At 69.4% G+C, this 11688-nt stretch carries 11 protein-coding genes and 2 pseudogenes; 5 read left to right on the top strand and 8 right to left on the bottom strand.

Translation table 11 applies throughout. From position 1 onward, the window contains the following. From E6P78_RS30045 to E6P78_RS30025, 5 genes and pseudogenes are all read right to left on the bottom strand, one after another. Positions 1–387 (bottom strand): annotated as a pseudogene (locus tag E6P78_RS30045) (hypothetical protein); the annotation flags it as partial. A gap of 187 nt (positions 388–574) precedes the next feature. Continuing rightward, complete coding sequence (locus E6P78_RS30040; protein ID WP_136206782.1) at positions 575–1453, bottom strand: carbohydrate ABC transporter permease; 879 nt, start codon at positions 1451–1453, stop codon at positions 575–577. Positions 1454–1464: 11 nt separating this feature from the next. Continuing rightward, positions 1465–2406, bottom strand: a complete 942-nt coding sequence (locus E6P78_RS30035; protein ID WP_240799429.1) for a sugar ABC transporter permease — start codon at positions 2404–2406, stop codon at positions 1465–1467. A 1-nt stretch (position 2407) separates the two neighbouring features. Next, the gene (locus tag E6P78_RS30030) at positions 2408–3652 is read right to left on the bottom strand and encodes an extracellular solute-binding protein (RefSeq protein ID WP_136206785.1); all 1245 of its coding nucleotides are present in this window, start codon (positions 3650–3652) and stop codon (positions 2408–2410) included. A 230-nt stretch (positions 3653–3882) separates the two neighbouring features. Beyond that, positions 3883–4902, bottom strand: a complete 1020-nt coding sequence (locus tag E6P78_RS30025) for a LacI family DNA-binding transcriptional regulator (RefSeq protein ID WP_136206781.1) — start codon at positions 4900–4902, stop codon at positions 3883–3885. 276 nt (positions 4903–5178) lie between these two features. Here E6P78_RS30025 and E6P78_RS30020 point away from each other — a divergent pair. Together E6P78_RS30020 and E6P78_RS30015 are read left to right on the top strand one after the other, a co-directional pair. Further along, a pseudogene (locus E6P78_RS30020) lies at positions 5179–5319 on the top strand (peptidase C39 family protein); the annotation flags it as partial. A 125-nt stretch (positions 5320–5444) separates the two neighbouring features. Beyond that, positions 5445–5594, top strand: a complete 150-nt coding sequence (locus E6P78_RS30015; protein WP_136206780.1) for an SCO1431 family membrane protein — start codon at positions 5445–5447, stop codon at positions 5592–5594. Between the two features lie 102 nt (positions 5595–5696). Here the strand turns inward: E6P78_RS30015 and E6P78_RS30010 are convergent, their stop codons facing one another. Further along, a complete protein-coding gene (locus E6P78_RS30010) occupies positions 5697–6971 on the bottom strand; it encodes a glycoside hydrolase family 18 protein (RefSeq protein ID WP_136206779.1) in 1275 nt (424 codons plus the stop codon). 383 nt (positions 6972–7354) lie between these two features. Between E6P78_RS30010 and E6P78_RS30005 the strand changes: the two genes are divergently transcribed. Next, positions 7355–8527, top strand: coding sequence for an acyl-CoA dehydrogenase family protein (locus tag E6P78_RS30005; RefSeq protein WP_136206778.1), 1173 nt, complete (start codon positions 7355–7357; stop codon positions 8525–8527). Here E6P78_RS30005 and E6P78_RS30000 read toward each other — a convergent pair. Both E6P78_RS30000 and E6P78_RS29995 read right to left on the bottom strand, forming a co-directional pair. Further along, the gene (locus E6P78_RS30000) at positions 8490–8669 is read right to left on the bottom strand and encodes a hypothetical protein (protein ID WP_136206777.1); all 180 of its coding nucleotides are present in this window, start codon (positions 8667–8669) and stop codon (positions 8490–8492) included. The genes E6P78_RS30005 and E6P78_RS30000 overlap by 38 nt on opposite strands. Before the next feature lie 252 nt (positions 8670–8921). Further along, positions 8922–9323: a hypothetical protein gene (locus tag E6P78_RS29995; protein WP_136206776.1), complete on the bottom strand. Its 402-nt coding sequence runs from the start codon at positions 9321–9323 to the stop codon at positions 8922–8924. Positions 9324–9525: 202 nt separating this feature from the next. Between E6P78_RS29995 and E6P78_RS29990 the strand changes: the two genes are divergently transcribed. Both E6P78_RS29990 and E6P78_RS29985 read left to right on the top strand, forming a co-directional pair. Then, the gene (locus E6P78_RS29990) at positions 9526–9966 is read left to right on the top strand and encodes an Lrp/AsnC family transcriptional regulator (RefSeq protein ID WP_018103953.1); all 441 of its coding nucleotides are present in this window, start codon (positions 9526–9528) and stop codon (positions 9964–9966) included. A gap of 72 nt (positions 9967–10038) precedes the next feature. After that, positions 10039–11679 carry an amidohydrolase gene (locus E6P78_RS29985; RefSeq protein ID WP_136206775.1) on the top strand — a complete coding sequence of 547 codons (1641 nt, stop codon included), beginning with the start codon at positions 10039–10041 and terminating at the stop codon, positions 11677–11679. Positions 11680–11688 lie beyond the last annotated feature (9 nt).

Below are 11688 nucleotides of genomic sequence, written 5' to 3'. Positions count from 1 at the left end.
GCCGCTGGTCGCCGGCAGGACGATCTGCTGTGCGGACCCGCCTGCCGTCAGGGTCAGCGTCTTGGCCGACCCGGTGCCGTTCGCGTAACGCACCGCCACGGTCCCCGAACCGGCGAAGGAGGACGACACGGTGTACGCCGATTGCGCGGAGCCCTTGTTGTCGTCGGTGTAGCCGCCGACGTAGCCGGTGCCGGTGTACCCGGCGTGCTCGTTCTCCACCTTGGCGCCGCCGGAGAGCACGGACGACTCGGACTGCAGGACGGAGGTGGCGGCGTGGGCGGGGGTGGGGACTGCGATGGTGTAGGAGGCGGCGCCGGTGAGGGCCAGGAGGAGAGCGGCTATCGCGGCGGAGTTCTTGGGACGCGGGTTGGCGCGGTGGATCGACACAGCTGTGTGTCCTTCCGGTGCAGGGGCGGCTCAGCCCTGGGGGTGGCCGGCGGGTGCCGGCTGGATGTGCCGCTGGGCAGGGGGAGCCCAGGAACGGCGGTGAGTGGCCGGTACACAGGACCGTGAGGGGTGCGCGTGCCGGTCGAAGGGGAGGTACGCGTGCCGGGACAGTGCGGGGTGGGGTGTTTCAGCCCTTGAGGCTGCCCGCGGTCAGACCGGCGATGATGTGCCGCTGGAAGATGAGGAAGATGACCAGCAGCGGGATGGAGGCCATGACCATGCCGGCCAGGAGCTGGTTGGCAGGCATGAACTCGGCGAGACGGTTGAGTGCCACGGTGATCGGTTGGCGTGCCGGGTCGGGAAGGACCAGCAGCGGCCACAGGAAGTCCTTCCAGACTCCGACGACCGCGAAGATGGATACGACCGCGAGTACCGGCCTGGACAGCGGCAGTACCACGTAGCGCAGCACCCGGAAGGGGCCTGCGCCGTCCATGCGTGCGGATTCGAGGAGTTCGCCGGGGATCTGGTCGAAGAATCGCTTGAGGATGAAGATGTTGAAGGCGTTGGCGCAGGCCGGCAGCCAGATCGCCCAGGGGGTGTTGATGAGGTTGATGTGGAGCAGCGGGATGTCGGTGACGGTCAGGTAGGTCGGCACCAGCAGTGCGGAAACGGGCAGCATCAGTGTGGCGAGCATCATGCCGAGGACGACGTTGCCCAGCACCGGTCGCAGTTTCGACAGTGCGTAGGCGGCGGCCACGTCGACGACGAGCTGGATCAGCCAGGCGCCGACGGCCAGCAGTGCGGTGTTCAGGAAGTACTGGCCCAGGCCGACGTTGGTCCACGCCTCGCTGTAGGACTCCGGATGCCAGGAATGCGGCAGCAGCGTGGGGTTCGGGTCGGCCAGCTCCGCGGAAGACTTGAGAGCTCCGCTGGCCATCCAGTAGAGCGGGAAAACGAACCCGAGGGTGAAACCGACTACCGTCAGGACGAGGACGAAGCGGTAAAGGACGCGCCCGGTGCGCCGGTTCATCTCGCCGGGGGCGATGAGGGTACGCGATGTGGACATGATGGCTCCTCTCAGCCCTTGCTACGGCTCAGCCGCAGGTAGACGGCGGCGAAGACGCCAAGGACGAGGAAGAGCACCGTGCTCATCGCGCTGGCCATGCCGAAGTCGTTGTAGATGAACGCGTAGCGGTACAGAAGCAGCAGGACCGTGACCGTGGCGTCGTCCGGACCGCCGCCGGTCAGCACGAACGGTTCGATGAAGACCTGCATAGTGCCGATGACCTGTAGAAGCAGGGTGATCATCAGGATGAACCGCATCTGCGGGATGGTCACGTGGGTCAGCCGCTGGCGGATCGTCGCTCCGTCGAGCTCGGCCGCCTCGTACAACTCGCCCGGGATGGAGCCGAGGGCGGCTAGGTAGATCAGGGTGGTGGTGCCCATGTTGGCCCAAGTCGAGACCAGGACCAGGGAGACCATGGCGAGGTGTTCCGACTCCAGCCATTGCTGTGCCGGCAGGTGGAAGATCTTCAGGACGTTGTTGAACAGGCCCGGGCCCGGATCGTAGAACCAGCGCCACAGCAGCATCGTCACGATCGGCGGGAGCATCACCGGCAGATAGACCGTCATCCGCAGATAGGACCGGGCGTGCCGGAACTCGTTGAGGACGACCGCGGTCGCGAACGGTGCGGCGAAGCCGAAGACCAGTGCGAGCAGCGTGAAGTAGCCGGTGTTCTTCCACGCGGTGGTGAACAGGGGATCGTCGAAGAGGCGCTGGTAGTTCTCCCAGCCCACCCAGGTGGCGGGTTGGGAGAAGTTGACCTGCTGGAATCCCAGCAGCAGCCCCCGCACGATCGGGTACCAGGAGAACAGGGCGAAGCAGATCAGCCCTGCCGCCAGGAACACGTAGGCGGTGAGGTTCTCGCGTATGCGGCGCCGGCGCCTGACGAGGCGCTTGCTGTCCTTCTGGGGCTCGGTGGTGCGCTCGGGTGCCCTGGCCAGGGTCGGAGCCGCCATGTCACTTGACCGTCGCGAGGATGCTGTCGACCTTCTTGGCCGCATCCTTCAGGAGCTGGTCGATGTCCGCGTCCTTCTTGGTGAGCACCGCCTGCATCACTCCGTCCAGGACGGTGTAGATCTGCTGGGCGTTCGGCGGCTCGACCTTCTGGTCGATCTTCCCGTTGCGCTCGATGAACGGTTCGTAGTTCTTCGTCGGCACATTGGCGTACTTGGCGTGGGCGGCATCCCGCTTGGTCTCGGCCTGCCCGGTGAACAGGCGGTCCAGCGGCAGCCCGATGGGTACGTCGCTGGAGGAGGCGCGCTTGTCCTCGAACGCGGTGCGGTCCGGGTTGAGGTACTTCCACTGGATCCACTCGATGCCGGCTTTGATCTTCTCCGGCGAGTTCTTCGGGTTGAACATGAAGCCGTTGCCGCCGCCGAGGGTCGCCTGGCCGGGCATGGCCGCGGCCCCGTACTCCTCGTACGTGCGCTCGAACTGCTTGACGATGGTGGGGATGTTGTCCGGGCCGGCCATGTACATACCGAGCTTGCCCGCGCCCATCATCTTCTGAGCGTCTTCGATCTGCAGCAGCTGACGTGAGCCCATGGTGTTGTCAGTCCAGCGCATGTCATGCAGCATCTGAAGTGCCTCGCGCCCCGCGTCGCTGTCGAAGGCGGCCTTCCACTTGCCTTCCTGCCGCACGGCGATGTCGCCGCCCATGGAGTACACCCATGCGGTGTAGTGCCAGCCGCCCTGGTTGTTCTTGCTGTAGTCGGCGTAGCCGACCGTGCCGTTCCCCAGGGCACTGATCTTCTTGGCCGCGGCCCGGACCTCGCCCCACGTCGCAGGAGGGTTGTCCGGGTCAAGGCCGGCCTTCTTGAACAGGTCGCGGTTGTAGACAAGCCCCAGGGAATACTGACCGTTCGGCAGGCCGTAGATCTTTCCGTCCGGTCCGGTGAACACCTGTAGGAATTCCGGCTTGAGGTCCTTGTAGTACGGCATGTCCTTGACGTACTCGCTGATGTCAGCGCCCTGGCGGCGCTGGATCAGCCCCGCCGGGTCGGTGAAGTACACGTAGTAGACGTCTTCGAGCTGACCCCCGGCCAGCTTCGCCGAGAAGGTCTTGGGGTCCATCTGGCCCTCGCGGGCATCGATCCTGATCTTGGGGTGCTCCTTCTCGAAGGCCTTCAGATCCTCCTCGAAGTACTTGCGGTCCACCGGCTGCGTCTTCGGCGGCATGCCGTTCACCGTGATAGTCACGATGCCGTCCCCACCGGCGGACGAGGACTCTCCACCGCATGCGGCGAGCCCTGCGGAGAGAACGCAGGCTATGCCTGCGGCGATGAGCCGGCGGCGGCTCTGGATACCAGCCATGACAGATCAGCCTTCCTACGATGCACCCGCGTCTGTGGACTCCGTCGCCCTCAGCTACAGCGGACACGCAGAATGTAGGAGTCGTGAATGTAAGAAGTCAATGAACTAACGCAAAAGATCTACTGACTTGTCTGGGCGTGGGGCCTGCCGGTGGAGTTACGGAGGATCAACTGGGTTCGGAAGAGGGTGATCCCAGGTGTGAGGGTCTGCCCGTTCATCTGCTGGGTGAGCGCCTCCACTGCGGCGTCCGCCATGCGGGACACGGGCTGGCGGCACGTGGTCAGGGGCGGATCGACGGCCACCATGAACATCGAGTCGTCGAAGCCCGTCACGGATACATCACGGGGAACGTCGAGACCCAGGCGACGCGCCCCGCGGATGGCCCCCAATGCCAGCTCGTCACTGCCGCAAACGATCGCGGTGGCTCCGCGCCCGATCAGCCTCACCGTCTCGGCGGCTCCACTTTCCAGCGAGAACAGGGCGTGCCCGACCAGGGGCATCCACCCCTTCGAGACGACCCCGCGAGCCCCCCAGAAGGCCGCGAAGGCCGCGAGTTTACGGGCTGAGGGCACATGCCCCGACGGGCCGATCAACAGCCCCACCCGCTCGTGCCCCACCGCCGTCAGATGGGTGAGCGACTGCATCACCGCATCGCCGTCATCAGCACTGATCTGTACCGAACCGTCGTTCTCGTCGGCGGGATTGACCAGCACCATCGGCACCCCGCGGGACTTCAGAGCCCTACCTTGCTCCGGCCCCGCGTCGGCATAGCTGGACCCTATGAAGACGATCCCGCCGATGTTCTGCCCGAGGAGCATCTCGATGTAGTTCGCCTCCGACACGCCATCGGCGGTGCGGGTGCAGAGCGCGGGCACCAGTCCCCGCTTGTTCAGGCGCCCCGCAATCGCCTCTGCGAACGCCGGGAAGACGGGGTTCTGCAGATCCGGCACCACCACGCCGATCAGCGGGCTCCGCTCCATCTCGACCGCCGACGGCCGGGGAAGCCCCAGGACGTCCAACGCCCTCAGCACACGCTCCCGCGTCGCCTGCGCCACCAACGGACTGCCGTTCAGCGCCCTGCGCACGGTCCCCTCGCTGACACCGGCAAACTCTGCGACTTCGATCAGCCTCTTCTTCATGCCAACACACCGTACAGTGTCTACGCAAAAATGAATCAGAAATCCGCAAATTTTTGGGGTCGGCCACCACGCCGAGGGGGAGCCCATGCCTCGATCAGCTTCTGCCCGCCCCGGAAACAGCGGGCGGCATCAAGATCTGGCCCAACCAGCACCATCGGATCGGGGGCGCAACGGGGCGCATGGTGTTGTCGACTTTGATCTCGGCGTTGCCGAAGACGGTGTAGGTGCGTGTTCGTGCAGGAGGGTGCCGCGTGATATGCGGCGCCCTCCCATTTGGAGACCATCTGGCTGCGCACCAAGCGCCTCAACGCGAGCGGCAGTGTGGTTTCGGGCACAGGCGGTGTCTGCTACCTGTACTTCCCCGCGCACCCGAACACCGCTCAGCGCAGGGCTCTCGCGGCCGTCGGCGTCCGCTGAGGCACGCCCGGGCCTGAGGGGAAGTGACGGACATCTCTACCCCCGGGGCCCTTCGGGCTGGCACTGTGGTCGGGTCCCGGCCGGGTGCTGGGTACACCTACTGCCGGCCGACCGAACGAGATGCCATGAGCGCGACTGCCGCCACCTTCACCGCCGCCCGCCGCCGCGCCCGGACGGGCGGGCCCGACGACGGCCCCAAGCTGCTGGAACACGTCCTGGGCTGGACGCTCGTGGTCGTCGTCGCCATGCTCGTCACCCAGCTCCACCTGCTCTAGCCTTCCCGGACACGACGACACTGCTCCGGCCTCCCCGGACGCGACCTGACGGGGCGGGGAGCCCGACCGGCTCCCCGCCCCGTCAGGTCCGGCGCGACGACGTCAGTCGATCGCCTTGATCAGCTCGCCGTCGGTGGTGTCACCGCTCAGCTCCCAGAAGAAGGTGCCGCCCAGGCCCTGCTGGTTCTTGTACTCCATCTTGGTGCCGATGGTGGCCGGGGTGTCGTAGCTCCACCAGTCGGTGCCGCAGTGCGCGTACGCCGTGCCGGCGATGGTGCCGGTGGCGGGGCAGCTGTTCTTGAGGACCTTGTAGTCCTCGATGCCCGCCTCGTACGTGCCCGCCGCCGCGCCGGTCGCCGTACCGCCCGGCTCGTCCTGGGTGACGCCGGTCCAGCCGCGGCCGTAGAAGCCGATGCCGAGCAGCAGCTTCGAGGCCGGGACGCCCTGGGCCTTCAGGTTGTCGATGGCGGCCTCGCTGTCGAAGCCCTCCTTGGGGATGCCCGTGTAGGAGGTGAGCGGGGAGTGCGGGGCCGTCGGGCCCTTCTCGTCCCAGGCGCCGAAGAAGTCGTACGTCATCGGGTTGTACCAGTCGACGTACTGCGCCGCGCCGCCGTAGTCGACGGCGTCGAGCTTGCCGCCCTCCGAGGCGTCCGCGCTGATCGCGGAGGTGATCAGGTTGTCCGGGCCGAACTTCGAGCGGAGCGCCGACAGCAGGTTGCCGTAGGCGTCGCGGCCGCTGGTGTCACAGGTCAGGCCGCAGTCGTTGGGGTACTCCCAGTCGATGTCGATGCCGTCGAAGACATCGGCCCAGCGCGGGTCCTCGACCAGGTCGTAGCAGGACTCGGCGAACGCGGCGGGGTTCTGCGCGGCCTCACCGAAGCCGCCCGACCAGGTCCAGCCGCCGAAGGACCAGAGCACCTTGAGGTCGGGGTGCAGCTTCTTCAGCTTGCGCAGCTGGTTGAAGTTGCCGGCCAGCTCCTGGTCCCAGGTGTCCGCGACCCCGTCGACGGACTGGTCGGCGGTGTAGGTCTTCTCGTAGTCGGCGTAGGAGTCGCCGACCGTGCACTTGCCGCCCTGGACGTTGCCGAAGGCGTAGTTGATGTGTGTGAGCTTGTCGGCGGAGCCCGAGGTCTCGATGTTCTTGACGTGGTAATCGCGGTCGTAGACACCCCAGTTGGTGAAGTATCCGACCACCTTGTCGCCGGCCGCTGTGGGGGCGGCGGGCGCTGCTGCCGGTGCGGTGGCCCGGGGTGCGGCGGGGGCCGCGCCGGCGGAGCCGGTGCCCGCGACGCCCAGCAGGGCGGCGCCCAGGGCGGCGGTACACGCGGCGGCGGCGACAGCCCGCAGGCGGGCTCCCGGGCGGTGCGGTCCGGTCATGGTTGCTCCTCGTGGGGGAGGGGACGTGCCAGTGGACGACCGGCTTTCGGCGCTCGAACGAAATTGGCATGAACGCGGAAAGTCGGTTCGCTGGGAACGGTAGGTGGACTAGACCAGTCGGGTCAATGGTTCGGACCAAGCTCGATGATCTCCACGGCCGCCCACAGGCCCTGATCCGTATGTTCGGTCAACCGATGACGGATGCCGTCCGATCGGGCATACTCGACCCGCCACAGCCGCCTGCCTGCGCCTCTCGTAATCCGGGAGGGCAACATCGGCTGGGGAGCTGTGATTTCGGGCATCGCCCGGAGATCCCCCGGCGGCGCCGCTCACACCCCTCGCGCGCGACCGCCGCAACGCCCGACAGGGAGGAGAGCGCCGTCATGTCCGACCGTGCCCCGCAGTGGGTCGAACGCCGTCTGCCCACCGAGGAGTCCAGCCAGCTCATCGCACTCGTCCGCGACATCGCCCAGCGGGAGATCACGCCGCGGGCCGCCGAGGAGGAGGAAGCGGGCCGGTTCCCCCGCGAGGTCTTCACCCTGCTCTCCGAGTCCGGCCTGCTCGGGCTCCCCTACGACTCCGCCCACGGCGGCGGCGACCAGCCCTACGAGGTCTACCTCCAGGTCCTGGAAGAACTCGGCGCCGCCCGTCTCACCGTCGGCCTCGGCGTCAGCGTCCACTCCCTGGCCTGTCACGCGCTCGCCGGCTACGGCACCAAGGACCAGCAGACCGAACACCTCCCCGCGATGCTCTCCGGCGGCCTGCTGGGCGCCTACTGCCTCTCCGAGCCCGCGTCCGGCTCCGACGCCGCGTCCCTGCGCACGAAGGCCGTACGGGACGGCGACGACTGGGTCATCACCGGCACCAAGGCATGGATCACACACGGCGGCATCGCCGACTTCTACACCGTGCTGGCCCGCACCGGCGTCGAGGGCCCGCGCGGCATCACCGCCTTCCTGGTCCCCGGTGACGCCGCCGGACTGAGCGCGGCCGTCCCCGAGAAGAAGATGGGGATGAAGGGCTCGCCCACCGCCCAGCTCCACTTCGACGGCGTACGCGTCCCGGACGCGCGCCGGATCGGCGAGGAGGGCCAGGGCTTCGCGATCGCCCTGTCCGCCCTCGACTCCGGCCGGCTCGGCATCGCCGCCTGCGCCATCGGCGTCGCCCAGGCCGCGCTGAACGAGGCCCTCGGCTACGCCACCGGCCGCAAGCAGTTCGGCCGCCCCATCGCGGACTTCCAGGGGCTGCGGTTCATGCTGGCCGACATGGCCACCCGGATCGAGGCGGGCCGGGCGCTCTACCTGGAGGCCGCCCGGCTGAGGGACGCCGGCCGCCCCTTCTCCCGCCAGGCCGCCATGGCCAAGCTCTTCTGCACGGACGCCGCGATGCAGGTGACCGTCGACGCGGTGCAGGTGCTCGGCGGGTACGGCTACACGCAGGACTTCCCCGCCGAACGCCTCATGCGCGAGGCCAAGGTGCTCCAGATCGTCGAGGGCACCAACCAGATTCAGCGGATGGTCATCGCCCGTCACCTCGCGGGCCCTGAGTCCCGCTGACCCGCAGCGGCCGGTCCGACCACACGGGCGTCGCCATGACCCGGTTCCAGTCCTGGTCATGGCGGCCCGGCAGGGTCCGCCCGGTGCTCTCCCAGTGCCGCAGCAGCGCCCGGTAGATCGGCGGATCGGTCGAATGGGGCATCGGACGCGGCGTGGAGCGGGGCGGTTCGGACTGCGACGCCGGTACGGAACCGGGTTGCGGAACCGATTCTTCGGGGGTCGGAGCGGCGAGCCTGCGGCGACCGGGGCCGGCGGCTGTGGAGTGCGGCGGGGTCATACCGGGCCAACGCCGAAGGGCGCGGCCGGGTCACTGGCTGTTCGATTCGGGCGAGTGTTCACCCGGTTCTCCGCGGTGGCCGGGCCGCTCGCGCACCCCGGCCGGACGGGCTCGGGCTCAGGCGGCCTCGCGCCGCGGCTGCCTCGGCATCCTGATCGGACGGGAGCCGGCGCCACCGGCGTGCGAGAACGGCTGCATCCTCCAGTCGAGCCCCTGAGGGAGCGTCAACAGCAGCGCGGTCTCCTGCTCCTGCGACCCGGCCGTCTCGTCCGCGGGCCGCGCCCCGGCCGCCGCACGCCCCGTACCGGCGCACACGGTGAGCACGAACGGGTTCCACGGGGACGGGCACAGCGCGTGCTCCGGCAGCACGTCCTCGTCGGCCAGCAGTGCGATGGGCTGTGTGCAGTCCGGGCAGAGGACCCGGTACATCTCGAATGTGTCGTACGCGTCGGGAGCGGCGTCCTCGAACGGATCGACGGGCTCCGGTTCGGTACGTCCGGTGAGCTTCAGGCTCTGCATGGGAAATCCCCCCTCGGGTGGGCCGACATGGCGCCGTGGCCTCGGCCACAGCAAGCACTTCCCGCCGCCGATCGGCCGTAACCATTTCGTGTCCGACTACTGGTCCGTAAACATGTGGCGTTGGTCACATGCCCGACGCAGGTGCCATCCCAAGGGCTGGGCAGCTGTGCCTGGAAGGACTCCTGGCCATAGATTGATCCATATGGAGGAGCTGGACCGTCACATCGTGGAGTTGCTCGTCAAGGACGGGCGGATGAGCTACACCGACCTGGGCAAGGCCACCGGCCTGTCCACCTCGGCCGTTCATCAGCGCGTCCGCAGGCTGGAGCAGCGCGGGGTGATCCGGGGCTACGCCGCGGTCGTCGACCCCGAGGCGGTCGGCCTGCCCCTGACCGCGTTCATCTCGGTCAAGCCCTTCGACCCGAGCGCCCCGGACGACATCGCCGAACGACTCGCCGGCGTCCCCGAGTTGGAGGCGTGCCACAGCGTCGCCGGCGACGAGAACTACATCCTCAAGGTCCGGGTCGCGACCCCGCTGGAGCTGGAGAACCTGCTGACGCGCATCCGCTCGCTCGCCGGAGTCTCCACCCGCACCACGGTCGTCCTCTCGACCCCCTACGAGGCGCGCCCGCCGCAGATCTGAGGGGATTCGTCGGACACCCCCTTCGGGGGGGCGCGCACCGGACCGCTCCCGGCAGGCGGGAGACTGGTCCCCATGACCGAGAGCGCCGCCCCCCAGAGCGAACACCGCACCGTGCTGCTGCGCGGTGGAGACGTCCACAGCCCCGCCGACCCCTTCGCCACCGCCATGGTGGTCGAACGGGGCCATGTCGCCTGGGTGGGATCGGAGGGGGCGGCCGACGCCTTCGCGAGCGGCGTCGACGAAGTGATCGACCTCGAAGGGGCCCTGGTCACTCCCGCGTTCACCGACGCCCACGTCCACACCACCTCGACCGGTCTGGCCCTCACCGGCCTCGACCTCTCCGGCGCCCGCACCCTGGGCGACGCCCTCGCCCAGGTCCGCGCCCACATCGCCGCCCACCCCGCCGACCGGGTCGTCCTGGGACACGGCTGGGACGCCACACGCTGGCCCGAGCAGCGTCCGCCCTCGCGCGCCGAACTGGACGAGGCGGCGGGCGGCCGGCCCGTCTACCTGCCCCGGATCGACGTGCACTCCGCGGCCGTCACCACCGCACTGCTCGACCTCGTCCCCGGCGTCACCGCGATGGCCGGCTACCACCCAGAGGGAGCGCTGACCGCGGCCGCCCACCACGCGGTGCGCGCGGCCGCCCACGACGCCGTGTCGCCCGCCCAGCGCGCCGACGCCCAGCGGGCCGCGCTGCGCCACGCCGCGTCCCTCGGCATCGGCACGGTCCACGAGTGCGGCGGCCCGGACATCTCCGACGAGGACGACTTCACCGGGCTGCTGAAGCTGGCCGCCGGGCACCCGGGGCCCCGGGTGTTCGGCTACTGGGCCGAGCAGGTGGGCGACGAGAAGGACGCCCTGCGCATCCGCGAGCTGGGCGCGGTCGGAGCGGCCGGTGACCTCTTCGTGGACGGTTCGCTCGGCTCGCACACCGCCTGCCTGCACGAGCCGTACGCCGACGCCCCGCACTCCGGCACCGCCCACCTGGACGCCGGGCAGATCGCCGCCCACGTCGCCGCCTGCACCGAGGCAGGGCTGCAGGCGGGCTTCCACGCCATCGGGGACGCGGCGCTCTCGGCGGTCGTCGCCGGCGTCAGGGCGGCGGCCGAGCAGGTGGGCCTCGGCCGGGTGCGGGCCGCCCGGCACCGCGTCGAACACGCGGAGATGCTGACCCCCGAGACCGTCGCCGCCTTCGCGGAGCTGGGCCTCACCGCCTCCGTCCAGCCCGCCTTCGACGCCGCCTGGGGCGGTGAGGAGGCCATGTACGCCCAGCGGCTGGGCGTCGGGCGGGCCAGGACCCTGAACCCGTACGCGGCCCTCCTGCGGGCCGGTGTGCCCCTCGCCTTCGGCTCCGACAGCCCGGTGACCCCGTTGGACCCGTGGGGGACCGTACGGGCCGCCGCCTTCCACCGGACGCCCGAGCACCGCATCTCCGTGCGGGCCGGGTTCACCGCGCACACCCGGGGCGGCTGGCGGGCCGTCGGCCGCGACGACGCGGGCACCCTGGTGCCCGGCGCCCCGGCCGACTACGCGGTCTGGCGCACCGACGACCTGGTGGTCCAGGCCCCGGACGACCGGGTCGCGCGCTGGTCGACGGACCCCAGGTCGGGGACGCCGGGGCTGCCGGACCTGAGCCCCGGCGCCGACCTCCCGGTGTGCCTGCGCACGGTCGTGTTCGGACAAACTGTCTACGTAAGGCCGAACGAGTGACGTGCGGAC

This window comes from Streptomyces sp. A0958, from assembly GCF_004795035.1.
In the GTDB taxonomy this organism is placed as follows: domain Bacteria; phylum Actinomycetota; class Actinomycetes; order Streptomycetales; family Streptomycetaceae; genus Streptomyces.
The sequence above is the reverse complement of the archived record's forward strand: the minus strand, read 5'-3'. Positions and strand labels throughout refer to the sequence as shown.